This window comes from Mesobacillus sp. ABV4_180 (genome assembly GCF_056158485.1).
Genome location: NZ_JBSWTJ010000001.1, coordinates 1,543,190 through 1,566,890, shown reverse-complemented (window position 1 = coordinate 1,566,890; position 23,701 = coordinate 1,543,190). Strand labels below are relative to the sequence as shown.

The following is a 23,701-nucleotide window of genomic DNA, read 5'->3' as shown; positions in this document are numbered from 1 at the left end:
TCACCTCAATAATTCAAAATGATAGGAAACAGCAGACAATGCATATAGGGGAGCTGTTTCAGTACGCAAAATGCGCGGTCCAAGACCACATGCTAAAAATCCATTGTCAGTTAAAAGGGCAACTTCTTCAGAAGTCAGGCCCCCTTCAGGTCCAAATACAATCAGGAGACTGTCACCCTCCTGCAATTTCGAGAGAATAGAAGACAGGGCAGATGCTTCTCCCTCCCTTGCTTGTTCCTCATAGGCAACAAGTTTAAAAGTATACTCACAGCTCACTTTAATAAGTTCTTTAAAGCTGATCGGTTCTTTCACTTCCGGAACCCAGCTGCGATGGGACTGTTCAGCAGCTTCCTTGGCAATCTTCTGCCATCGTTCAACCTTTTTGGCAGCTTTCTTGCCGTCCCATTTAACAATTGAGCGGGATGCAGTAAAAGGGACAAATTCATATGCACCGAGTTCAGTACCCTTCTGAATAATCAATTCGAGCTTATCCCCTTTGGGCAGACCGCTCGCAATCACGACATGGACCGGAAGCTCCGTCGTCCCTTCCTCCCATTTTACAACGTTTGCCACAACGATTTCATTGGTAATTTCTGCAATCTGGCAAACCGCGCTTTTTCCAGTGGGCGTGACACAGATGATTTCTTCCCCAGCCTTCATTCTCATTACACGTACAATGTGATGATAATCATCGCCGTTAATATTGAACTGCTCCACATTCACTTGTTCATCAATAAAATAACGCTGCACCACAGCACCCACTTTCGAATTAAGCTGTTTTTTAAAAAAAGACAGAAAAAAGGGGTTAAGCTGTTCCCCCTTTTTTCACATTATTTCTTTTTGCTGATGATCGCAACCCAGTCTTCCATCGAAATAATCTCTTCTATTTCAAAACCTGCGTTGATCATCGCATCCTTGACGACTTCTTTCTTTTGCTGAATGATACCTGAAGTAATAAAATAACCGCCATTTTTCACAATTTTGCCTGCATCATCTGCGAAACGCACGATCACTTCAGCGAGGATATTCGCGACTACGATATCTGCGCCATCAGCGACGCCATCCAAAAGATTGTTTTGGGTTACTGTCGAGACATCCTGGACTTTATTCAGCTTGATGTTGAGCTTGGCCACCTGGACTGCCACATCATCAAGATCCATTGCTTCGACTTTAGCAGCACCGAGTTTCGCTGCTGCGATGCTGAGCACCCCGGAACCTGTACCGACATCAACAACACGGTCTCCTGGCTTAACAGTTCTTTCAAGGGCCTGAATGCACATCACAGTTGTCGGATGGGTGCCTGTTCCAAAAGCCATCCCTGGATCAAGTTCGATGATCAATTCATCCGTGTTGACTGGTGTGTAATCTTCCCAGGTTGGCACAATTGTGAACTTCTCTGAAATTTTCACTGGGTTATAGTACTTTTTCCAGGCAGTTGCCCATTCTTCCTCATTCACTTCGCTGATCGATACTTTGTTCAAACCGATATCGATATTGTAAATGATCAGGTTATTGATTGCTTCCTTTATTTCATCAACCGTCTCCCCCAGGAAGCTGTTTACAGGGAGATAGGCTTTTATGATGACGCCTTCTTCTGGATAATCGTCTGGATTAAGTTGGTATATTTCTCCGAACTGGTCCTCTCTTTCCTTCTCAAGCTCAAGCGGATCCTCGATGACGACGCCGCTTGCGCCTGCTTCGTGCAAGATATTTGAAATCGGCTCAACCGCTTCATTTGTTGTTAAAATGCTGATTTCAGACCATTTCATTTATACCAACTCCATTCAATTAATCACCTTTAAAGGCACGTTTTACTTTTGAAAAAAAGCTTTCTTCCTGCTCCCCAAGCGGTGATTGCCCACTTACTTCAGCAAATTCGCGCAGCAGCTGCTTTTGTTTTTCAGACAGCTTTGTTGGGGTTACAATCTTTACAATGACATGCTGGTCCCCTGTACCATAACCACGGACATTTGGTACGCCTTTGCCTTTTAAGCGGAATTTCGTTCCTGTTTGCGTTCCGGCAGGGACTTTCAATTTCACCTTGCCGTGAATTGTAGGGACTTCCACTTCATCTCCAAGGGCTGCCTGAACGAATGTGATTGGCATTTCACAATAAATATCATCGCCATCACGCTCGAAAAATTCATGCGACCTTATGTGGAACACAATATAAAGGTCCCCAGAAGGTCCACCATTGATTCCAGGTTCGCCTTTTCCTGCCACTCTTAATTGCTGGCCATCATCAACCCCAGCAGGAATTTTAACATGAATTTTGTTCCTTCTGGTAACTTTCCCTGTTCCGGAACATGTTGTACATTTTTCTTTAATTTCTTTGCCCGTTCCATTACAGTAATGGCAGACACGGCGATTTACAATCCGGCCAAAAGGCGTGTTTTGTTCAACGTTCAGCTGGCCGCTTCCATGGCAGTGTTTACATGTATCCACTTTGGTACCAGGTTTTGCACCTGTTCCGTCACAAGTATCACATTCTTCTTCACGCGGAATTTCAATATCTGTTTCCTTGCCAAATACCGCTTCCTCGAACTTCAGTGTCATTGTATATTGAAGATCGGCACCCTGTCTTGGCGCATTAGGGTCACGACGTCTGCCGCCGCCTCCGCCAAAGAAGGAATTGAAAATATCTTCAAACCCTCCAAAACCGCCTCCGAAGTCTCCTCCGCCAAAACCCTGGTTTGGATCGACATGACCGAACTGGTCATATTGAGCGCGCTTTTGATCATCGCTTAGTACTTCATACGCTTCTTTTACTTCTTTGAACTTTTCATCTGCTCCCGGCTCTTTGTTGATGTCCGGATGGAATTGTTTAGAAAGCTTGCGGTAAGCTTTCTTTAATTCATCCTTCGAAGCCGACTTACTGACTCCGAGGACTTCATAGTAATCCCGTTTACTCATGATTACCACTCCCGAATCTTTTCACATAAAGATAATTTTAACATTCCCGTACATTCATACGCAATATTTAAAACATCTGGATATGCGGTATTTTTTCTCTCTTTTTGATTCATTCCTTTTTAACACTTACAAACAAAAAGCCAAAGCCAAGTATGACCTGACTTTGACTTTTTGGTGTTATGACGATTTATTTATCGTCATTTACTTCTTCGAATTCTGCGTCAACGACATTATCGTCTTTTGCATTTCCTTCTTGTCCGTCTGCGCCTTGCTGTGCCTGTTGTTGCTTGGCAGCTTCTTCATATAGCTTGACGCTCAGGTTTGTAACGATCTCTTGAAGAGCGTCTTTCTTAGCACGGATTTCTTCGATTTCGTTCTTCTCGATTGCAGCCTTCAGCTCATCTTTAGCTTCGGTTGCTTTCTTGACTTCTTCTTCGTCCACTTTGCCTTCAAGATCTTTTAAAGTCTTTTCAGCAGTGAAGACAAGCTGGTCAGCTTCATTTCGAAGTTCCACTTCTTCTTTAAGCTTCTTATCCGCTTCAGCGTTTTCTTCCGCTTCTCTTACCATGCGTTCGATTTCTTCATCAGACAGGCCAGTAGATGACTTGATTGTGATCTGCTGTTCCTTGTTTGTGCCAAGATCCTTCGCGCGAACATTAACAATACCGTTCTTATCGATGTCAAAAGTAACTTCGATTTGTGGAATTCCGCGTGGAGCTGGCGGGATATCAGTCAATTGGAAACGGCCAAGAGTCTTGTTGGCAGCAGCCATTGGACGTTCACCTTGAAGTACGTGGATATCAACAGCAGTCTGGCTGTCTGCAGCTGTTGAGAACACCTGGGATTTAGATGTCGGGATTGTTGTGTTGCGGTCAATAAGCTTAGTGAATACACCGCCCATTGTTTCAATACCAAGTGAAAGCGGAGTGACATCAAGCAGGACTACATCCTTAACATCTCCAGAAATTACGCCGCCCTGGATTGCTGCACCCATGGCAACTACTTCATCAGGGTTAACACCTCGGTGAGGCTCTTTTCCTGTTTCTTTCTTGATTGCTTCCTGTACAGCAGGAATACGAGTAGATCCGCCGACAAGGATTACTTTATCAAGTTCAGAAGGATTTAAGCCAGCATCCTTAAGAGCCTGGCGAGTTGGTCCCATTGTACGCTCTACCAATCCTGCAGAAAGCTCTTCGAATTTAGCACGAGTCATGTTGACTTCAAGGTGAAGCGGTCCTGCTTCTCCTGCTGTGATGAACGGAAGAGAAATCTGTGTGGAAGTTACACCAGAAAGATCCTTCTTTGCTTTCTCTGCAGCATCCTTCAAGCGCTGAAGAGCCATTTTATCTTTTGAAAGGTCAATGCCATTCTCTTTTTTGAATTGATCTACCAAATAGTCAATGATTACCTGGTCGAAGTCATCTCCACCAAGACGGTTATCACCTGCAGTAGCTTTAACTTCGAATACGCCATCGCCAAGTTCAAGGATGGAAACGTCGAAAGTACCGCCGCCAAGGTCATAAACAAGGATCGTCTGGTCTTCATCCATTTTGTCAAGGCCGTAAGCAAGTGCAGCTGCTGTTGGCTCGTTGATGATACGCTCAACTTCAAGGCCAGCAATTCTTCCTGCATCTTTGGTTGCCTGACGCTCAGCATCATTGAAATATGCTGGTACAGTGATGACTGCCTTTGTAACCGGTTCGCCAAGATAGTCTTCTGCGTAAGACTTCAAGTATTGAAGGATGACAGCTGACAATTCCTGCGGAGAATACTCTTTACCCTCTGCCTCTACCTTATGGTCAGTACCCATGTGGCGTTTGATTGAAATGATTGTATTAGGGTTTGTGATTGCCTGGCGCTTTGCTACCTCACCAACCTGGCGTTCGCCGTTTTTGAACGCGATAACAGAAGGAGTTGTTCTGTTTCCTTCCGGATTCGGGATTACCTTTGGTTCGCCGCCTTCAAGCACGGCAACACAAGAATTAGTTGTTCCTAAGTCAATACCAATGATTTTACTCATTTTCAATTACCTCCTGGTTCATTTATGTAACCACTGTTATTGGTTCACTTTTACCATTGCCGGACGAATGATACGGTCCTTTAGCATATAGCCTTTTTGGAATTCTTCAACAACAATGTTAGGTCCGTAATTTTCATCTTCAGCCTGCATGACGGCTTGATGAAGATGCGGGTCAAATTCCTTGCCAACCGCTTCAATCACTTCAACACCCTCATTTTTCAGGGCATCAAGCAAACTGCGATACACCATTTCTACACCCTGCATAAGGGATTTTGCCTGTTCATTATCCACTTCCATTTTCATGGCGCGCTCGAAATTATCGATGGCCGGAAGCAGGTCTGTAATAATGCTTTGTGCTCTATATTTAGCGCTCGCATCAAGTTCAATTCTTGAACGGCGTCTGAAGTTATCAAAGTCAGCCTGCAGGCGCAAGTAACGGTTGTCGGCTTCCTCAAGCTTCCCTTCCAATTCAGCGATTTTTTGCTGCAGTGGATTTTGGTCTTCCTCTTGAGCTGGAATTTCTTCCGTTTCAGAAGCTTCGCTTTCCGCAAAAACTTCTTCAACCGTTTCTTCTTCCAATTGGCTGTTCAATTCTTGCTCAGTGTTTTTCTCTTCTGTCACGTTAACTCACCTCCCTCAAAGTATGGCGGCACCGTTATGAGCCGCGTAGCCAGTGAAAACCTGGTTTATGTTTATATTTCAACGAAGCAGATGCTTCAGTAGAAAACACATGACGATTCGGGATGGAACAGGCTGTTCCACCCTTAATCAATATTTCCATGCCTATTTATTTTGATACAGCTCTGTCAATACCTTTGACAAATCTGTGCTGATCAGCTGCAGCAAGCTAATGACACGCGAATATTCCATTCTTGTGGGGCCTAAAACAGCAATGGTACCCAGTTTTTCAGCACCCATGGAATAAGTCGCGGTTATCAGACTGCAGTTTTCCATAGCCGAGTTATCATTTTCGGTACCTATTTTCACATTGATGCCGGCCGGATTCTTCCTGATCAGCTGATAGAGTCCATCTTCCTGCTCAATCATGTTCATCAGGCTGCGGATTTTATCCACATCGTTGAACTCAGGCTGGCTGAGGATATTTGTCTTTCCGCCAAAAAACACTTTATCATGCGCAGGCATGTTCAGGGTATCCGTAATGGTATTCAGGAGTGTATCATAGCTGCTTATATGGTTGCGCAAGAGCTCAGCAATCTCCTTATAAATCTTAGAATTAAGATTCATTAGCGGTACGCCAGCCAAACGTTCATTCAGGATATTGACCATTTTTTCAACATCAGATGGATCGACGCTGGTCGGAAAATGGAACATCCTGTTTTCCACATGGCCTGTATCCGTAACGATGATGGCAATCGCTGTGTCCTTGTTCAACGGAACAATCTGCAGCCTTTTCAATTTATTGTCCTTTACGGCAGGCCCTAAAACAATCGATGTATAGTTGGTCATTTCAGACAGGATTTTGGCTGATTTTTGTACAATTTTTTCAAGTTCATAAATTCTTTCAGCAAAAATGGACTTAATCGCTGCCATATCTGAATGATTAACTTTTTGCGGCAAAAGCAGATTATCGACATAAAAGCGATAGCCTTTTTCGGAAGGGATTCTTCCGGATGAGGTATGGGTTTTCTCAATGAACCCCATGTCCTCCAGATCTGCCATTTCATTTCGGATTGTCGCCGAACTGAATGTAATTTCCTCTTTTTTCGACAAGCTCCTTGAACCTATCGGCTGAGCTGAACGAATAAAGTCATCAACAATCACCTGCAATATAAGCACCTGACGATCTGTTAACAACATCATCACCTCTGTTAGCACTCTATAATAACGAGTGCTAATTCTAAAAATAATTTATCAATAAAAGCTGAGGATGTCAATGATTTGATACCCCAATAAAAGACTGAAAAACTTCATTTCCGAGCAGCCTTCCTTCCCGGGTAAGAAAGACTCGAACACCATCCGTTTTCAATAGTCCTTTTGCGGTCCAATCTTTGATTTGTTCACCAAAAATTACAGTTGGATCCTGATTGAATTTTTCCTGGAAATGTCGAATCGAGACACCTTCCGTCTTTCTTAGGCCAAGGAACATTTCTTCTTCCATCTGTTCCTCAGGAGTCACTTTATGGGAATCCATGATTGGCAGTTCCCCTTTTGAGATTGGCTCGATGTATTTCTTAAGCGGGCCGTAATTCGACTGTCTCATGCCGTTCACATATCCATGTGCTCCGGCTCCGAATCCATAATATTCCTCATTGTTCCAGTAGGTGATATTATGCCTGCTTTCATATCCGGGAACAGCAAAATTGCTGATCTCATACTGTCTTAAACCATGCTTCTCCATTTGCTCCATGAGAGTCTCGTACATTTCAGCCTCTGCATCCTCACCTGGGAGTGGCAGCTTCCCTTTTTGCATGAGGTTATAGAATACTGTCTTCGGTTCGATGATCAGCGAATACCCCGAATAATGGACAAGCTCCAATGCCAGAGCCGTTCGGATTGATTCGATGAAATCCTTCTTTGTCTGGCCAGGGAGGCTGTAAATAAGATCAATACTTATATTCTCGAAGCCTGCTGCTTTTGCGTTCTCGATGGATTCAAAAACATCCATTGCCCGGTGGCTCCTGCCAATCCTTTTTAGAAGGTCATCGTTGAAGGTCTGGACGCCAAAACTCAGGCGATTGACTCCAGCATTTTTCAGTATGGCCAGCTTCTCTTTTGAAAGATCCCCTGGATTTGCTTCGAATGTATATTCCGTGCTGCTGTCGATTTTCAACTGCCTGTTTATACCCAAAACAAGCTTCTCGAGCTGTTTTTCATTTAGTGCAGTAGGCGTGCCGCCACCGACAAAAACCGTTTCAAGCACATCTTTTTTTCCTTTTACCGTTAGTTCCATTTCCTTCTCGAGCGACTCGAGATATTCATCAACAGGCTGCCCTTTCATGAACACTTTGTTGAAATCACAATAATGGCAAATATGATGGCAAAACGGAATATGGATGTATGCTGCTTTCATATTGGATCACTTCCTAGTGACTTATTCAGACATGATATAGGCTCATTCCGCCAGCGCGAAAACACCTATTGAAAAAAGAGGCCAGAAACACTTGCCTTAACAAGCACATCCAGCCTCCCCTGATATTTTATTTCTTCGTATTAGTGTCGTCCATTTTTAGGACTGCCATGAAGGCTTCCTGCGGCACTTCAACAGAACCAACCTGCTTCATGCGCTTCTTACCTTCTTTTTGTTTCTCAAGGAGCTTACGCTTACGTGAGATGTCCCCACCGTAACATTTAGCCAATACGTTTTTACGCATCGCCTTGATCGTGGAGCGGGCAACGATTTTTTGTCCGATTGCCGCCTGGATAGGCACCTCGAATTGCTGTCGTGGAATAAGGTCTCTCAGCTTATCTACGATGATCTTCCCGCGTTCATAAGCAAAGTCCTTGTGAACGATGAAGCTTAATGCGTCAACTTTTTCAGCGTTTAGCAAGATATCCATCTTTACAAGCTTGGAAGGCTTGTAGCCGATTAATTCATAATCGAACGAAGCATAGCCTTTTGTGCTTGATTTAAGCTGGTCGAAGAAATCATAAACGATTTCAGATAATGGAATTTCATACACGATGCTGACACGCGTTTCATCCATATATTGCATATCGATAAAGATACCGCGCTTTTCCTGGCAAAGCTCCATGATTGCTCCAACATAGTCATTTGGCGCCATCATTGTTGCTTTTACATAAGGCTCTTCAACACGGTCAATTTTCTGTGGATCAGGCATGTTGGATGGGTTATCGACTTTAATTTGAGTTCCATCCGTCATGATGACATCATAAATTACGCTTGGCGCCGTTGTGATCAAATCAATCTTGAATTCACGCTCGATGCGCTCCTGGATGATCTCCATATGAAGAAGTCCCAGGAATCCACAGCGGAAACCGAAGCCTAACGCCTGTGAAGTTTCCGGTTCGAATTGAAGCGCTGAATCGTTCAGCTCCAATTTTTCAAGTGCTTCCCTTAAATCATTGAATTTAGCTGAATCGATTGGATACAGACCGCAATATACCATTGGGTTCAAGCGGCGGTAACCTGGAAGCGGTTCAACAGCGCCGTTTTTCGCATTCGTGATTGTATCACCAACACGTGTGTCGCCAACGTTCTTGATCGCAGCAGTCAGGAATCCTACATCACCGACAGTTAATTCAGGTGCAGGGGTTGCCTTCGGTGTGAATACTCCCACTTCCGTCACTTCAAATTCTTTACCCGTCGCCATCATTTTGATTTTGTCGCCAACCTTTACCGTGCCATCGACGACACGGATATAAGCGACTACGCCGCGGTATGCGTCATACAAAGAGTCGAAGATCAATGCTTTTAAAGGAGCTTCAGGGTCTCCCTCTGGAGCAGGAACCTTCTCGACGATTTGCTCTAAGATGTCTTCAATCCCGATTCCTGCTTTTGCAGATGCAAGAACAGCTTCCGAGGCATCCAGGCCGATCACTTCTTCAATTTCATTTCTTACACGTTCAGGATCTGCACTTGGCAAATCGATTTTATTGATGACTGGTACGATTTCCAGATCATTGTCGATTGCCAGGTAAACGTTCGCAAGCGTCTGTGCCTCGATTCCCTGTGCCGCGTCGACAACAAGAACTGCTCCTTCACATGCAGCAAGGCTTCGGGAAACTTCGTATGTGAAGTCTACGTGTCCCGGCGTATCGATTAGATGGAAGGTGTAGATTTCTCCATCCTTCGCCTGATACTTTAATTGTACTGAATTCAGTTTTATCGTAATTCCGCGTTCACGCTCAAGATCCATTGAATCCAGCAGCTGATCCTTCATTTCACGGGCAGTCAATGCATTCGTCTTTTCAAGGATACGGTCAGCCAGCGTAGACTTACCATGGTCTATATGGGCGATGATCGAAAAATTTCGTATTTTGCTTTGTCTATTAAGTCTATCTTCTCTGTTCATTGCGTTCACTCCTACTATACTCGCGCATGTACACTATTGTTGATTATATCAGCAGGAATATCAAGATTCAATAAATAAAAGAGGAAGTACGCTGGATGATTGATAGAAGCCATGCTGGGCAGCGTCCTCAAAATGTTCACAGAATATTAGGAACTCATTTGTTAAAATGAATGTAGAAAGGATGTGGAATATGTTTTTAAAGAATCGTACTGAGTCAGAGGAATTAAGGATTCTCAGGGTATTGAACACGCGAATGGAACTGGCAGAAAAAGAGAGGAACTATTACTTAAATCTTCAAAAAGGATATGAAGGCGAGATTATGTTTGATGGATACCTGCAGAGATTAAAAAACGAATGTTATGTGCTTAGCGACCTGCTGTTAGAATGGAGTCACTCACACTTCCAGATTGACTCCCTGGTGATTTTGCAAAACTTTGGCTATCTATTTGAGGTTAAGAACTTTGAAGGAGAATATTATTTTGATGATGGCAAATTCAAAAAGATTAACGGAAGTGAAGTGAAAAATCCAATACTACAGCTGGAAAGGAACGTCTCTCTATTAAGACAATTATTGTATAGCATTGGTGTGAAAATCCACATTGAAGCTTATCTCGTTTTTGTCAATCCCGAATTCACCTTATATCAGGCCCCTCTCGACAAGCGGATCATCCTCCCAACCAAGCTTAACCGTTTTATCCACCAGATGGACAATCAGAACTCAACTTTGACTAACTACCATGAAAGACTATCGGAAAAATTACTCTCATTTCATTTAACCAAATCCCCATTCACAAAGATACCCAAGTACGAATATGAACAACTGCGAAAAGGTGTGTTTTGCAAATCCTGTGGTTCGGTTATAGAAGAATATCATACTTTAATTTTAACCTGCAAAAAATGCGGAAAGCATGAGAATACGAAAAACGCTCTATTAAGGAGTATAGAGGACTATCAGATCTTATATCCAACTAATAGGATCTCTACTGGTGCAATCCATGAGTGGAATGCTGGTGTTTTTCCGCAGAAGGCAATCAGGCAAATATTAAAGGAGTCTTTTAAAGTTACAGGATATGGTCAATGGTCATATTATGAATAGATAAAAAATCAGGTCATCACTGGTAAAGTCTTCGGTGACCTGATTCTTTTTATTTTCGTTTCTTAATGCCATTAGCTGAATTGGGGGCAAGACATTTTATCTTCTAGATTTATTAGGTGCAAATCGATCTTATTGGTGACTCACTTTTCCATATTGTGGATTTATCGGATTCCAATTGCTCTTATTAGTGACCTGTTTTTCCATCTTATGGATTTCACGGGTATCAATCACTCTTATTGGTGACCCGTTTATCCATCTTATGGATTTCACGGGTATCAATCACTCTTATTGGTGACCTGTTTTTCCATCTTATGTATTTCACGGGTATCAATCACTCTTATTGATGATTCATTTTCCCATTTTATGGATTAATCAGGCGCCAATCAATCTTATTGGAAACCTGTTTTTCCATATTATGGATTTCACGGGTATTAATCACTCTTATTGATGATCCATTTTCCCATTTTATGGATTTATCGGGCGCCAATCAATCTTATTGGGAACCTGTTTTTCCATCTTATGGATTTCACGGGTATCAATCACTCTTATTGGTGACCCGTTTATCCATCTTATGGATTTCACGGGTATCAATCACTCTTATTGGTGACCCGTTTTTCCATCTTATGGATTTCACGGGTATCAATCACTCTTATTGATGATCCATTTTCCCATTTTATGGATTTATCGGGCACCAATCAACCTTATTGATGACTTATTTTTCTATATTCTGGATTTTGCAGACAGCAATCACTCTCATTTGTGACCGATTTTTCCAAATTCTAGATTTATCGGTCACCAATCACTTTTATTAGCGACCTATTTTTTCATCTTATTTATTTCACGGACCCATTCACTCTTCTGTTTTCCAACATCTGAATTTATCGTGCGCTAATCATCATCACTAGTGACTGTCCTAACCAAGTCAACCATATTTACGCCTATTATATTGATAAAAAACGAAAACAGCGGGACTAAAGCCCGCTGCTACTTTCCAGTGATCAATTTTACGGTTTTCTCGATGACAGTGGAGACGGCTTCTGCCAGGGTTTTGCCGAGTGATGAGAAGAGATTGAATGCTTTCATTTCTTCTAGTTTTTTTCGCTTTTGTTCGAGGTCATGGCTGGAGACATCGTTGCCGAGGATTGCGCTCTTGTAGGAGCCGTCTTCCTCTTCTTTGATGCTGAAAGCACTTTTGAATTCCGGGTCGTCATACCCCTTCATTTTATGGATGCCCTGGTTAGCCTGCTGCATGCCGAACAATACGGATATGAACATAAGAGAAACAAGCACGAAGCTTTTTAGCATGAACATTTTCATCTCAATCACCTTGCCAATTTTTTATTTCTTGTCAGGAGGCTGCTGTTCAGGGGCCCCTACTTTTTCTGCCTGCCAGTACAATTCGCTGAATACATCAGCTAATGCATCGGCTGATCTGTTTAACTCTTCAAATGTATTATCAACACCACCGAACTCTATCAACAACGCATTGCCTGATAGGTCCTGATTGAACTTCCCGTTCGTTGATGCTCCTTTTTTCTCGATGACTCCCCTGCTTAACCCCTTACCGTACTTTTTATCAAGGAGGCTATGCAGTTTTTTCGCCAGTGCGAGGTTTTTCTCGTAATTTGCGTTTTCTCCACCAATGACAAATGCCAGTTTCGCATAGGATTTGCCATTAATTTGGATTGTTGTCTTGTCCTTACGATAACCGTCCCGATGGATATCGATAAAATACTGCAGATTCCTGTCACCGGCCATTGCGGTTTCCACTACCGGGCGTGACTCCTGGTAGGCATCACCAAAACCAAGACCTTTCTTATTCAGAGTAGCCATTACGTCTGTTTTATCGACGGTTGTGCCGATTCCTCGCTTTTCCAGTCCTGCTTTTAAATGGTCACCGACTTTTGTTACGTTCATCTGCGAGTGATAGGCTTTATTGGGATCGGTTACACCCTTCAGGTAAGGAAGATAGGATTCCCGTGTATGCGTAAAATAAATATATACTGCTTTCCGGTCACCGGTGGACAACGGCGGTGCTGCCGTATCGCCCTCTGCAGTACCCGGCAGGTTCTCTGTATTTTGCAGGGCTGCTTCCTGCTCCGCTCTTAATACATCGATGGGTGGAGCTGATTCCATCGGCATATTTGTATAATTCGTTCCTTCTCCGGCCACAAGGATCTTTCCGTCAAATAACGAGAACCCCGGGAGTTCTCTTCCCAGCAAGCTTCTCGGGTCATCCAGATTGATATTTGTAGAAAGCTTGAACATGACATTGGTCAGCTTTGGTGTTTCATACTCTTTAGGCAAAGCCTGCAGAAATTGATGATTTTCCCAACCCATCAAAGAGAACAGCAGCTGGCCGTTCAGATTTGTGGCGGCCTGATTAACAGAATCAGAAGTGATCCGATATTCAGGCCTCAGTGAGGTCAGTGCCCCGCTAATTGAAAAAATCCCAATGAGAAAGAACACAAATGCTAGTGCGGCTTTTACAACCTGAGTCCCCTGGATAGCTACAATAATTCCGGATCGTTTATTAAGTCTCATTGTTCCACCTCTCTCATGCAAGTCTAGTAAATGTTATGACTTTGCTAGAGAAGATAGAACCTGGAATCCATCCGTAATCTATTTGAAATAAAAGCTAATTTGCATACAAAATAAATCCTAATGTGTGTACATGCCAGTATTGCCCTGATCAACATTCGAATGCAGGGCAGAATTGAGGCCGCTGGCAATCAGGTTTGCCATGTCTTCAATAAATACATCTACTTCTTTAGGAGTTACCATAAGATTATGTCCTATTGGCGACAGTACTTCATAAATGAGCTTGCGCTTTTCTTCATCTTCAAGAGTACCGACCATCCCAAGGAAGGTTTGGCGATGCTGATTTTCTGGAAGGTCTTCTTCGGTAAGTTTCTTTCTTTTTCCGAAACTCATCCCCGCTGGAACAAGAGACCTGGAAGGCTTATTGCCTTCTCTCATTTCCTTGCCGAAATGCTTAAGGATAAAATCGATAGTATCGCTCGTGATGGAGACAGCGTCGACTACCGTAGGAACCCCTATTGCGATTACCGGAATACCCAGTGTTTCTTTACTTATCTCTTTCCTTTTATTCCCTACACCTGATCCGGGATGGATGCCTGTATCTGAGATTTGGATTGTCGCATTGACTCTTTCAATCGAGCGGGATGCCAGAGCATCAATCGCAATGACAAAGTCAGGCTTTGTTTTTTCTACGACTCCAAAAATAATGTCAGAGGTTTCGATTCCGGTTAAACCCATAACCCCAGGGGAAAGCGCACTTACCGGACGGTACCCATCATCGACATACTCAGGCTGAAGCTCGAATAAATGCCTTGTCACAAGAAGGTTTTCACATACGAGCGGGCCGAGTGCATCAGGGGTCACATTCCAGTTTCCCAAACCTACGACGAGACAGGATGCATCTTCCTTGATGCCAGCCTGTCTTAAAAAATGGGCGAATTCGTGGGCGAATACATTTTCTACTTTTCCTTGCAGCTCGCTGTCCTGCTGGCGAATGCCGACAACTTCGATTGTCAAATATTGCCCCTGTTTCTTGCCCAGGTTCTTTTCCCCCTCAGCTGTTACCTCAACCAGGGAAATTTTTATATCATTTTCTTCTTTTTCCTTTATGATGACACCCTCAATTTGTGAAAGGTTTTCCTGGCCCTGGACAGTTCCCGCCTGGTCTGCAAGCACCATTTCCCTTGCTTCGACAGCCAGGTCAGTCCTGATTGAATACATGCTCAAGTCTACGGATTCATTCATTGTCGCACTCCTCCAAATACAGTTTGGCTGCTAAACAGCATACTATTGCCTATCTTTTCCTTTTACAGTAAAAAACATTCACGCTCGTCCCGACTTAAATTAAAGCAGAGTATTGCATTATTAACCCCTGTTTGATAAAATATCATTTGTTCTTAATAAATAAGAAATGTACTGGAAATGTCGAGTTCCATAAAATCTCGATGCTTTTTTAGGAGGTGAACGGAATGCCAAACATTAAATCTGCAATCAAACGTGTAAAAACTAGTGAAGCGAGCAAAGCTCAAAACATGACTGTTAAATCTTCTATGCGTACAGCAGTTAAGAAAGCTGAATCAGCAATCGTGAACAACGATACTGAAGCAAAAGCTTCTTTCGCTCAAGCAGCTAGCAAGCTTGATAAAGCAGCAGCTAAAGGTCTTATCCACAAAAACGCAGCTGCCCGCAAAAAAGCCCGTTTAATGAAAAAATTAAATGCTAATGGCTAATTTGCCAAAATAAAAAAACGACCTCGAGGGGTCGTTTTTTTATTTGTTTATTTCCTTCCATTAATCTGGAATAGGATCATCTCGATCAGCATCTCTTTTTTCATGCCGCCTGTTTTCATTTGATAATCAGCATCGGCGAGGAGTTTAATAATTCTCGTCAATTCTTCATCTGAAAATGACCCTGCCTGTCCTGCAGCAAGTTTTACCCTGAACGGATGGATCTTCAAGGTCCCGGCAATCTGCTGCTGGCCGTATCCTTTGCGGGCAAGTTCCTTCACCTGATAGATCAGCCTGAACTGGCCTGTAATGACCGAGAGGATTTTGATAGGTTCTTCATTCTGTTTTAATAAATCATAATAAATCCTTAATGCTGCTTCGACATTCCTGTGCACTACTTTGTCTACCAGTGAGAAAATGTTCTGTTCAAGCGACCGGGCTGTCAGGCGGTCGACGATTTCTTTGCTGATTTTCTGGTTTTCGCCGGCATAGAGCGCCAGTTTGTCAATTTCGGAAGTTAACATGAATAGATTCGTTCCAGCGAGTGACAGCAGCAATTCTATCGCATCCTGTTCAATTACCGCTCCATTTGCCTCGGCTCGTTCTTTTACCCAGGATTTAATTTCAGCTTCAGACAGCTTTTTCGCCTCTACGACTGTTGCTTTCCTTTTCAATTCTTTGGTTACTTTTTTTCGTTCATCCAGTTTTTCATAAGGTGCTGAAAATACTACAATTGAATAGGGTGCAGGCTGTGCGAGATATTCCTCCAGCTTTGCAAGATTATGTTCAACTTTACCTTTTGATTTTTCAGAAGTGAGAAAAACAGGGTTCTGCAGGATGACAAGCCTTTTCTCCCCCATGAAAGGAAACGTTTCCGCATCTTCCAGTGCGGCTTCTATCGGTGTTTCCTCGAGATCATAAACCGAAAAATTAAAATCTTTTTCTTCTTCATCCAATACATGGTCAACCAATAATTGCTTCGTTTCATTTATTAAGAAGGCTTCTGTTCCAAATAATAAATAGACAGGATCAACCTGTTTCTTGCTGATTTTCTTCCAAATGTCCAATACCACTTTCTACCGCTCCGTTCAATCCAGTTTTGCCATAATCCTATCGTAAAGAAGCTTGGACATTTTGACAAGCATTCTAAGGGAATTAGCACCGTCTATACGGGCCAATTCCCCTATTTATATTGAACGCTGTCATATAAGGCCTAGGATACTTATATGGCAGCGGTGCATCGAAGTTAAGATTATTTTTGCCTCAAGAGGGAAAAGTATTTGTGTCAACTCTTGGTACATTGACGCACACATGAAATTACAAGCAAGAAACAGTATTTGCCTAAAACAGAGCTGTGCAGAGAACACTGGATTTTTTATATTGAATCGCTTATACTATTAAAGAAATTATAGGGGGGATTGACTGTGAATCAATTCGAAGAGAATGTCCAAAGCAATCGCAATGACGCTGTTGACTCAGGTGTTGGATTCATCGTTTCTTTTGGATTCTTTGCAACAATGTTCATTATTGCGACAGTCGTGCAGCTAATCGGAAGTTAATCACGACTACATAGGATAAAGTTATGGAGACTGCATTATAATGCAGTCTCTTTTCGTTTTTTAGAAGTTTTTTCATTTCGGGGAGAGACTCGGTTGCTCTTTGCTATATACTATGGAACCTGGGTAGAAAATGTTCCTTTATTGCCTTTAAATCTGTAGATCACAGCACCATGAATATCGGTCCTGTAGATTTGGATAGAACTCGATTCAAGTCTTTCGATTACCTCCTTACCCGGGTGGCCATACCTGTTCTTTGCTCCGACTGAAATTACCGCATACTCAGCATGCATATTTTCTATAAACAATTCTGAGCTTGAGTATTTACTGCCATGATGGCCTACCTTGAGTACGTCTATATCGAATGCCCCATATTTCTTTAACAGATCCCTTTCACCTTCCATACCAAGGTCTCCCGTGAAAAGCCACTTCTTTCCACCCAAAATAACATGTAGGACGATGGACTGTTCGTTTCTGTCATCTTTATTTTCGATTGGGTTAAGTACTGTGAACTCCCCACCATCTGTTTTCCACCTTGTTCCCGCACCAGCGTAGTAAACATCCGTCCTCCCCATAAGCGCTTTTTTGACAATTTCCTTCTCTAATGTAGATCTGTTAGCTCCCTTCGGCAGAATGAGCTGTTTGACATTAATCTCACTTAACAGTGCATCTGCTCCACCGATATGATCTGCATCACCATGGGTCAGTATCAATTTGTCCAGGGTGCCAATTCCTTCACTTTTTAAGAACGGGACAACAATATCCTTACCAGGATCGAATTTTCCATGACTTCGCTGCCAATCATCTTCTTCAAATGGTATGACACCGCCTGTATCAATCAGGTAATTTCCTTTGTTAAATGGCAGTTTGATAAAAACACTGTCACCCTGTCCCACATCCAGAAAGATGATTTTTCCATTGGGATCAAAATTCGGAAGCAGGATTTGGATTACCAGGAGCAGGAATGGCATCATAAGGAACCATGCAGGCAGCTTGGTCTGATTTGCAATAAAACGTTCCCAAAGGATAAAAAACAAAGGAATGATAAAAATTTGCACTAATAATATTGTGATTCCGGGTTTTCCAATAGTCATCGATGAAAACTCGATCTCCGCAAGGTAATTTGCAAGACGATTTATTGTATGCACCAGATTTTCCATGAAACTTAAATAAACGTCGGGCAAACCTCCAGACAAGGTAAAAAGGATATAACTGAAAAGCAAAAAGGGAAGTAAAATAAAGGAGAAAAGCGGTACGAACAGTAAGTTAGCAAAAAGAGAAATGATGGACACTTCATAAAAAACTGAAAGAATGACCGGAAGGCTTGTGAACTGGGCAATAAAGGAAGCAGCCGCTGTTTGTTTAATAAAGGATGAATAGTGTGTGAGAATTTTTGGAGCGGAAATCACAAGGGAGAAGCTGACTGTAAAGGATAGCTGGAAACCAATATCATAAATGATAGAGGGCTGGACCCCAGCCATGGACAGAAACGCAATCGAGACAGCGTCAAGCGGAGTAAGCTTAAGATTTAAGCTTCGCGAGCCAATTAATAACATAAGCATTGCCACAGACCTCATTACCGGCGGGGACAGGCCAGTCAAAACAGCGTATAACGGCAGGAAAATCAATAGTATTCTTTTGCTCATTTCCTTTGTAATGCCAGCCCTTATACTAAGATAAAAAATCATCCCTGCAAGCAAGGCTACATGTAAACCGGATATAGCCAGTAAGTGGACTATCCCGATTTTCTGATAAGAACGTTCTGTTTCAGGATTAAACAGGCTTCGCTCCCCAAAGATCAGCGCTGCAGTTAGCGCTGCAGCCTCACTTGGAAAGCTTGATTCCAGTTTGGTTACTTCCTCCTTCCTGAAGCTTTTTAGTGCAGTAATAACCCATTTGGATTCGTAATGGCATGTGTGCGTCATCAGCTTATCGATTCTGATAATCCAGGTGATTTGCTTTCGTTGAAGGTAGCTTTGGTAGTTGAATGCGTTCGGATTTCTTGCTGGTGAGGGTTTTTCGAGGATGCCGGAAGTTTTACAGGCAGCTCCTGGTTTAAAAAGGGTTTGAAGGAATTTTTTCTCCTTTTCAGTCTTGATTCTGTAACTGACGGCCATTTTTTCATTTGAAGGCAATGTTTTAGCGTAAGCAAAAAGAGAATCTCCATCAATTTGCACTCCATCATCAAATAAGATCAAGAAGTCCTTCTCGCTTCCTTCATAGCGTGTAGTAAAATTCACCTTCTCATAATATCCTGCTGCTATAAAGAGCAAATAACAGCCCGTTAAAAGCACCAGCAAACGTACAGGGAAATGCTTAAATTTTTTTAACAGGAGGATTGCAGCCAGGAACAATCCTCCGTAAACCAGATAATTTTCCATAACGCTAAGCAGTGCCAATAAAGAGACAGCCGCATAGTAGAACAGCTGTCCATTGATGCGCAGTCCTGAATGCTCTGGTAACATATTGATTTTCCTTTGTTTTTATTTTGCCAGGTGAACAACCTCTACATCCCTTAAGAACGTATCGTTATATTTATTTGGATAGGCACTACGATAAACGATCCGCTTAATTCCCGATTGAGCGAGTGTTTTGGAGCATTTTTCACACGGTTCATGGGTAACAAATGCTGTTGCTCCTTTCAATAACCCTCTGTCAGCGTGAAGGACGGCATTTTCTTCGGCATGCAGCGTCCGGATGCATCTTCCCTGTTCATTGATCAGGCACCCTACATCTTCACAATGGTCATGGCCATGGATTGAACCATTATAACCTGTAGAAACAATATGCTTGTCCTTAACGATCACACATCCTACATGCAATCTTGGGCATGTTGAGCGTGTCCCTACCTCGTCTGCTATATCCAAAAAATACTCGTCCCAACTCTTTCTCCCCATGCTGCATCCCCCTTAAGTAAGCATTTTTTTGTCTTATGATATTAATTTTAATGGTTAAAACTTAAGAGTTCAATTTGTTGCTGTTATTTAACCGAAATTAGCTCCTTCAATTTTTCAAAGGTTTTATCTCCAATACCGCTGATCGATTTTAAATCCTCAATTGACTTGAATGGCCCGTTTTCCTCACGATAGGCGATAATTGCCTCGGCCTTCGATGGCCCGATTCCCGGCAGAGCTTCCAAATCGCTTGCTTCGGCCTTATTGAGGTTAACCATTTCTTTTCCTGATTCATGCCCATTATCAATTTGTGCAACAGCTGCAGCTGTCTGATCAACCTGCTCGCCTGCTCTTGGCACATAGATGACCATTTCATCTTCCACATGCATGGCAAAATTGATTGACGCAGCATCAGCGTCTTTAGCAAGACCTCCTGCAAGCTCAATCAGGTCAATTACACGATTCCCCTCCTGGATTTTATAAACACCAGGGCGAGCCACTGCTCCTTTTATATCTGCCATCATCACGACCGGTTCTTCGGCATCTGCTGGCTCCTCCTTACTTTCCGAAAATTCGTCTCCATTCATTGCGGATACTTGCATATTCCCTTCAGCCAACTCATTTTCTTTTGCAGAAGTTGAATAAAGAAAAAACAATGAAGCTGCAATGGCGGCTATGATATAAAACTTGTGTTCCTTGATCCATTCCACGGATAGTCATCACCTTTCAACATGTCATAATCTAAAAATTAATATCATATGGATATAGGAGAATAAATGTATGAAGGAGGGAAGGGTTATGAAAATAGGGATTATTGGCACAGGGAATATGGGGAGAATTCTCGCCGAAGCTCTCATTGATGGGAATGCCGTTTCCCCTTCTTCAATGATCATTACAAATAGAACATTGACAAAAGCTATAGAGATTCAAAAAATATATCCCGAGCTAAAAATTGGAAAGACTGCCTGCGAAGTGGCCAAAGAATCTGATGCCATTTTTATTTGTGTGAAGCCACATAATGTATTGGGAGTACTTGAATACATCAATCCTATTCTTACAAAAGATAAATGCGTCATCTCGATCACAAGTCCGATCAGTGTCGACCAGCTTGAACGGAAAGTGGATTGTTCCGTCATGAGGATCATTCCAAGCATTACGAATCGTGCCCTCGCTGGTATTTCACTTTTCACATATGGCGAAAGCTGTACAGCTGAGTGGAAAAATTCATTAACTGCCCTTTTCAAAAAGGTTTCAGTACCGCTTGAAATAGAAGAAAACATCACTAGAGTGGCTTCGGATATAGTCAGCTGCGGGCCCGCTTTTTTCAGCCATCTGGTACAAAGCTTCATCACAGCTGCTGTAAAAGAAACGGAAATCGACAAGGAAACTGCTACAAAACTTGCAAGCGAAATGCTGATCGGCTTAGGCGAGCTTTTAAATAAAAACCATTATACCTTGCCGACATTACAAGAGAAGGTTTGCGTAAAAGGCGGAATCACCGGGGAAGGAATCAAGGTTTTGGAAAGTGAAACTGGAGACATGTTCGAAAAGATATTTCAGGCAACACATAAAAAATTCGAAGAAGAATTGGAGAAAGTACGAGAACAATTCGGTCCCTAATTAAATTCGCTATTACTCCTGAATTCCCTTCCTGTAAATTGTGACAATCTGAAGAACAAAAAATGAGGCTCCCAACATCAAATTGGGAGCCTTTCCTCTTATGCTTTTATCATTGCGAAAAATAACCGTTCAGCATTTGGTTCTGGTGACTTCATTGAGAAATCACCGGTAAGTTCGATTTCGTTGAAACCGGCTTGCTCAAGCAGTTGTTGATAAACCCCTTCAGGATATGTACGCTGAAGGTGCAATTCATCGACCCTGTCATACTTACCTGCAGGTTCATCAAGAACAAAGAAGGTCAGCTCATGCTCAACGCTAAAAGGTACCTCACCTTTGAAACTGTTCCAAATATAGGTGATTTCTTCATCATCCCAAGTAAAGGTCGCATCTGCAAAAACATGTTCCATTTTATAAACAGAATGGACATCGAACAGGAACAAACCTCCCTTTTTCAATAGGCGATGAACTCCTTCGAATGTCTGCCTGACTGCCTGTTCATCCTCTAAATAATTCAGAGAATCACAAAAGATCCCAACTACGTCAAACTGGCCTAAATCATTAAGATCAGTCATATCCTGCTGGAAAAATTGGATTGGCAGTGCAAGCCCGTCTGCCTTTGCTTTTGCGACTGCTAGCATATCTGAAGATAAATCTGCCCCGATTACTTCATAGCCTTCTTGTGCAAACCGTACAGAAAGTTCGCCTGTACCGCATGCCAAATCAAGCAGTTTCATGCCTTCAATATTATATTTCTTTTTATAAGCCTCTACAAACTCTACCCACTTGTCATACGGTACATCCTGCATGAGCTGGTCATACAAATATGCAAATCGTTCGTAGGACATTAATTGAGCTCACTCTGCACGTTTTCGATTGGTGCATCTCCCCAAAGGCGTTCAAGGTTATAATAGCTTCTTTCTTCTTTGTGGAAGACGTGGACAACCACATCGCCAATATCGATTAAAACCCATCTGGCTTCGTCAAAGCCTTCCATCCTCTTAAGGTCATAGCCCATCTCTAGTGCTTTTTCCCTTATTTCACGGGCAATGGCCTGTACTTGCTTATCCGAATTCCCGTGGCAGATAACAAAGTAATCTGCAATCAGCGAGATTCCCTTCATATTTAAAACCATAATATCTTCTGCCCTTTTATCATCAGCAGCCTTTACTGCTGTCATCAATAATTCGCGTTCACTCATTTAATCATCCTCCTGAATTTTTAACGATGCTGTTGTATGCATTGAATGTATCTGGAAAAACCGGCTGGTTCTTTTTCATTAGGAATTGGATCGTATTTTTCATCGACTGGATCAAAGCTTTGTCCAAATCCTCTTCTGCCATTGCCCTGACATCATCTACTCCGGGAAAATTCCGGCCAGGCTCGATATAGTCAGCCAGGTAAATGATTTTGTCCAGAAGCGTCATCCCTATTCTTCCCGAGGTATGGAAGCGAATTGCGTCAAGGACTTCATTGTCGGTTATTCCCGCTTCTTTTTCGGCAAGATAGGCACCAACTGGGGCATGCCATAGCTCACTGTTATACTCAAGCAAAATGGCAGGCATTTTTTGCTCCTCGATGATTGTCTTCATTTCATCCTTTGGACGAAATTTTGCATAATCATGGAAAATAGCTGCCAGTTCAGCTTTTTTTGTGTCAGCCCCATACTTCTCAGCAAGCTTAATCGCCGTCTCCATTACACCTAAAGTATGTTGATAACGGTGCTCTGTCAGCTGGGGTTTGACTGTCTGAAGTGCTTGTTTACGATCCATATAAACCATGCTCCTCAATATATTCCCTTATTGATTCAGGCAGCAAATAACGAATGCTTTTGCCAGCCTTCACTCTATCCCTGATCATACTGGATGAGATATCCATTTGTGGTGTTTCCGCATAAAGAATACCATAGGGAGATTCGTCTTTGTATGATGGCCTGCTTACACCTATGAATTTGACCATCATCAGCAGCTCATCAATTTTATGCCATTTTGGCAAGTATTCAACCATGTCTCCGCCGATGATAAAGTAAAAATCGTGATCTTTATACATAGCTTTTAATATTTTCATCGTTTCATACGTATAAGATGGACCGGTCCTCTCAAGTTCGGCCTTCTCAACCCTGAAATTGGGGTTATCCGTAATTGCGAGCTCTAGCATGGCGAGCCTGTCTGAATTGCTGATTGGCTCGTCAACCCTTTTGTGCGGCGGAACCTGGTTTGGCATGAACCAAACCTCATCAAGTTCATAAGCATGAAGAACTTCATTCGCTATCACTAAATGTCCGATATGCGGCGGGTTGAACGTACCGCCCAAAATGCCAACTTTTTTCAAACAGGCACCTCC

23 protein-coding genes are annotated in these 23,701 nt (G+C 42.6%); 4 read left to right on the top strand and 19 right to left on the bottom strand.

Features of this window, described 5'->3' with window-relative positions:
• The 8 genes from ACXAEA_RS07775 to lepA all read right to left on the bottom strand — a co-directional run bounded on the left by ACXAEA_RS07775 (position 1) and on the right by lepA (position 9,927).
• Positions 1-750, bottom strand: coding sequence for a 16S rRNA (uracil(1498)-N(3))-methyltransferase (locus tag ACXAEA_RS07775; RefSeq protein ID WP_475095333.1), 750 nt, complete (start codon positions 748-750; stop codon positions 1-3).
• 80 nt (positions 751-830) lie between these two features.
• Positions 831-1,769: a 50S ribosomal protein L11 methyltransferase gene (gene prmA, locus ACXAEA_RS07770; RefSeq protein ID WP_475095332.1), complete on the bottom strand. Its 939-nt coding sequence runs from the start codon at positions 1,767-1,769 to the stop codon at positions 831-833.
• A gap of 19 nt (positions 1,770-1,788) precedes the next feature.
• On the bottom strand, positions 1,789-2,913 hold the full coding sequence (gene dnaJ, locus ACXAEA_RS07765; RefSeq protein WP_475095331.1) for a molecular chaperone DnaJ: 1,125 nt from the start codon (positions 2,911-2,913) through the stop codon (positions 1,789-1,791).
• 187 nt (positions 2,914-3,100) lie between these two features.
• Positions 3,101-4,933 carry a molecular chaperone DnaK gene (gene dnaK / locus ACXAEA_RS07760; RefSeq protein ID WP_475095330.1) on the bottom strand — a complete coding sequence of 611 codons (1,833 nt, stop codon included), beginning with the start codon at positions 4,931-4,933 and terminating at the stop codon, positions 3,101-3,103.
• A gap of 36 nt (positions 4,934-4,969) precedes the next feature.
• On the bottom strand, positions 4,970-5,554 hold the full coding sequence (grpE, locus tag ACXAEA_RS07755) for a nucleotide exchange factor GrpE (protein ID WP_475095329.1): 585 nt from the start codon (positions 5,552-5,554) through the stop codon (positions 4,970-4,972).
• Positions 5,555-5,716: 162 nt separating this feature from the next.
• Complete coding sequence (gene hrcA / locus ACXAEA_RS07750) at positions 5,717-6,748, bottom strand: heat-inducible transcriptional repressor HrcA (protein WP_475095328.1); 1,032 nt, start codon at positions 6,746-6,748, stop codon at positions 5,717-5,719.
• Between the two features lie 76 nt (positions 6,749-6,824).
• Positions 6,825-7,964 (bottom strand): radical SAM family heme chaperone HemW, encoded by a 1,140-nt coding sequence (gene hemW, locus ACXAEA_RS07745; RefSeq protein WP_475095327.1) that lies wholly within the window; start codon positions 7,962-7,964, stop codon positions 6,825-6,827.
• A 127-nt stretch (positions 7,965-8,091) separates the two neighbouring features.
• Positions 8,092-9,927 (bottom strand): translation elongation factor 4, encoded by a 1,836-nt coding sequence (gene lepA, locus ACXAEA_RS07740; RefSeq protein ID WP_475095326.1) that lies wholly within the window; start codon positions 9,925-9,927, stop codon positions 8,092-8,094.
• Between the two features lie 190 nt (positions 9,928-10,117).
• Here lepA and ACXAEA_RS07735 point away from each other — a divergent pair, with 190 nt between their 5' ends.
• On the top strand, positions 10,118-11,023 hold the full coding sequence (locus ACXAEA_RS07735) for a nuclease-related domain-containing protein (RefSeq protein WP_475095325.1): 906 nt from the start codon (positions 10,118-10,120) through the stop codon (positions 11,021-11,023).
• A 984-nt stretch (positions 11,024-12,007) separates the two neighbouring features.
• Here the strand turns inward: ACXAEA_RS07735 and ACXAEA_RS07730 are convergent.
• From ACXAEA_RS07730 to gpr, 3 genes are all read right to left on the bottom strand, one after another.
• Positions 12,008-12,340, bottom strand: coding sequence for a YqxA family protein (locus ACXAEA_RS07730; RefSeq protein WP_475095324.1), 333 nt, complete (start codon positions 12,338-12,340; stop codon positions 12,008-12,010).
• Between the two features lie 21 nt (positions 12,341-12,361).
• Positions 12,362-13,567: a stage II sporulation protein P gene (gene spoIIP / locus ACXAEA_RS07725; RefSeq protein WP_475095323.1), complete on the bottom strand. Its 1,206-nt coding sequence runs from the start codon at positions 13,565-13,567 to the stop codon at positions 12,362-12,364.
• A gap of 117 nt (positions 13,568-13,684) precedes the next feature.
• Complete coding sequence (gene gpr / locus ACXAEA_RS07720) at positions 13,685-14,809, bottom strand: GPR endopeptidase (protein WP_475095322.1); 1,125 nt, start codon at positions 14,807-14,809, stop codon at positions 13,685-13,687.
• Between the two features lie 224 nt (positions 14,810-15,033).
• Between gpr and rpsT the strand changes: the two genes are divergently transcribed.
• Positions 15,034-15,294: a 30S ribosomal protein S20 gene (rpsT, locus tag ACXAEA_RS07715; RefSeq protein WP_475095321.1), complete on the top strand. Its 261-nt coding sequence runs from the start codon at positions 15,034-15,036 to the stop codon at positions 15,292-15,294.
• Between the two features lie 47 nt (positions 15,295-15,341).
• Here rpsT and holA read toward each other — a convergent pair whose 3' ends face one another.
• Entirely contained in the window at positions 15,342-16,364 is a 1,023-nt protein-coding gene (gene holA / locus ACXAEA_RS07710) for a DNA polymerase III subunit delta (RefSeq protein ID WP_475095320.1), read from the bottom strand.
• Between the two features lie 351 nt (positions 16,365-16,715).
• Here holA and ACXAEA_RS07705 point away from each other — a divergent pair, with 351 nt between their 5' ends.
• The gene (locus ACXAEA_RS07705) at positions 16,716-16,850 is read left to right on the top strand and encodes a YqzM family protein (protein ID WP_023627242.1); all 135 of its coding nucleotides are present in this window, start codon (positions 16,716-16,718) and stop codon (positions 16,848-16,850) included.
• A gap of 110 nt (positions 16,851-16,960) precedes the next feature.
• Here ACXAEA_RS07705 and ACXAEA_RS07700 read toward each other — a convergent pair whose 3' ends face one another.
• The 3 genes from ACXAEA_RS07700 to ACXAEA_RS07690 form a co-directional block, all read right to left on the bottom strand.
• Entirely contained in the window at positions 16,961-19,312 is a 2,352-nt protein-coding gene (locus tag ACXAEA_RS07700) for a DNA internalization-related competence protein ComEC/Rec2 (protein ID WP_475095319.1), read from the bottom strand.
• Positions 19,313-19,330: 18 nt separating this feature from the next.
• Complete coding sequence (locus ACXAEA_RS07695) at positions 19,331-19,744, bottom strand: deoxycytidylate deaminase (protein WP_475095318.1); 414 nt, start codon at positions 19,742-19,744, stop codon at positions 19,331-19,333.
• Between the two features lie 83 nt (positions 19,745-19,827).
• Positions 19,828-20,451 carry a helix-hairpin-helix domain-containing protein gene (locus ACXAEA_RS07690; protein WP_475095317.1) on the bottom strand — a complete coding sequence of 208 codons (624 nt, stop codon included), beginning with the start codon at positions 20,449-20,451 and terminating at the stop codon, positions 19,828-19,830.
• Between the two features lie 88 nt (positions 20,452-20,539).
• On the opposite strand from ACXAEA_RS07690, the gene comER reads away from it, so the two are divergent.
• Positions 20,540-21,361, top strand: coding sequence for a late competence protein ComER (gene comER / locus ACXAEA_RS07685; protein WP_475095316.1), 822 nt, complete (start codon positions 20,540-20,542; stop codon positions 21,359-21,361).
• A 98-nt stretch (positions 21,362-21,459) separates the two neighbouring features.
• On the opposite strand, the gene ACXAEA_RS07680 is transcribed toward comER, so the two are convergent.
• The 4 genes from ACXAEA_RS07680 to ACXAEA_RS07665 are packed head-to-tail and all read right to left on the bottom strand — an operon-like array spanning position 21,460 to position 23,689.
• Positions 21,460-22,206 (bottom strand): class I SAM-dependent DNA methyltransferase, encoded by a 747-nt coding sequence (locus ACXAEA_RS07680; protein ID WP_475095315.1) that lies wholly within the window; start codon positions 22,204-22,206, stop codon positions 21,460-21,462.
• A complete protein-coding gene (rsfS, locus tag ACXAEA_RS07675) occupies positions 22,206-22,559 on the bottom strand; it encodes a ribosome silencing factor (protein WP_475095314.1) in 354 nt (117 codons plus the stop codon). The genes ACXAEA_RS07680 and rsfS overlap by 1 nt, the downstream gene beginning before the upstream one ends.
• A 4-nt stretch (positions 22,560-22,563) precedes the next feature.
• Positions 22,564-23,130 (bottom strand): bis(5'-nucleosyl)-tetraphosphatase (symmetrical) YqeK, encoded by a 567-nt coding sequence (gene yqeK / locus ACXAEA_RS07670; RefSeq protein WP_475095313.1) that lies wholly within the window; start codon positions 23,128-23,130, stop codon positions 22,564-22,566.
• Positions 23,120-23,689 (bottom strand): nicotinate-nucleotide adenylyltransferase, encoded by a 570-nt coding sequence (locus ACXAEA_RS07665; RefSeq protein WP_475095312.1) that lies wholly within the window; start codon positions 23,687-23,689, stop codon positions 23,120-23,122. Before ACXAEA_RS07665 ends, yqeK begins: the two co-directional genes overlap by 11 nt.
• Positions 23,690-23,701 lie beyond the last annotated feature (12 nt).

Bases quoted from the DNA above. Each gene is read 5' to 3' on its own strand.
- ACXAEA_RS07735 (WP_475095325.1), top strand. From the start codon at position 10,118: ATGTTTTTAAAGAATCGTACTGAGTCAGAGGAATTAAGGATTCTCAGG.
- dnaJ (WP_475095331.1), bottom strand. From the start codon at position 2,913: ATGAGTAAACGGGATTACTATGAAGTCCTCGGAGTCAGTAAGTCGGCT.
- ACXAEA_RS07680 (WP_475095315.1), bottom strand. From the start codon at position 22,206: ATGTCCTACGAACGATTTGCATATTTGTATGACCAGCTCATGCAGGAT.
- comER (WP_475095316.1), top strand. From the start codon at position 20,540: ATGAAAATAGGGATTATTGGCACAGGGAATATGGGGAGAATTCTCGCC.
- gpr (WP_475095322.1), bottom strand. From the start codon at position 14,809: ATGAATGAATCCGTAGACTTGAGCATGTATTCAATCAGGACTGACCTG.
- prmA (WP_475095332.1), bottom strand. From the start codon at position 1,769: ATGAAATGGTCTGAAATCAGCATTTTAACAACAAATGAAGCGGTTGAG.
- yqeK (WP_475095313.1), bottom strand. From the start codon at position 23,130: ATGGATCGTAAACAAGCACTTCAGACAGTCAAACCCCAGCTGACAGAG.
- lepA (WP_475095326.1), bottom strand. From the start codon at position 9,927: ATGAACAGAGAAGATAGACTTAATAGACAAAGCAAAATACGAAATTTT.
- hemW (WP_475095327.1), bottom strand. From the start codon at position 7,964: ATGAAAGCAGCATACATCCATATTCCGTTTTGCCATCATATTTGCCAT.
- rpsT (WP_475095321.1), top strand. From the start codon at position 15,034: ATGCCAAACATTAAATCTGCAATCAAACGTGTAAAAACTAGTGAAGCG.
- rsfS (WP_475095314.1), bottom strand. From the start codon at position 22,559: ATGAGTGAACGCGAATTATTGATGACAGCAGTAAAGGCTGCTGATGAT.
- ACXAEA_RS07700 (WP_475095319.1), bottom strand. From the start codon at position 19,312: ATGTTACCAGAGCATTCAGGACTGCGCATCAATGGACAGCTGTTCTAC.
- ACXAEA_RS07730 (WP_475095324.1), bottom strand. From the start codon at position 12,340: ATGAAAATGTTCATGCTAAAAAGCTTCGTGCTTGTTTCTCTTATGTTC.
- dnaK (WP_475095330.1), bottom strand. From the start codon at position 4,933: ATGAGTAAAATCATTGGTATTGACTTAGGAACAACTAATTCTTGTGTT.
- ACXAEA_RS07695 (WP_475095318.1), bottom strand. From the start codon at position 19,744: ATGGGGAGAAAGAGTTGGGACGAGTATTTTTTGGATATAGCAGACGAG.
- spoIIP (WP_475095323.1), bottom strand. From the start codon at position 13,567: ATGAGACTTAATAAACGATCCGGAATTATTGTAGCTATCCAGGGGACT.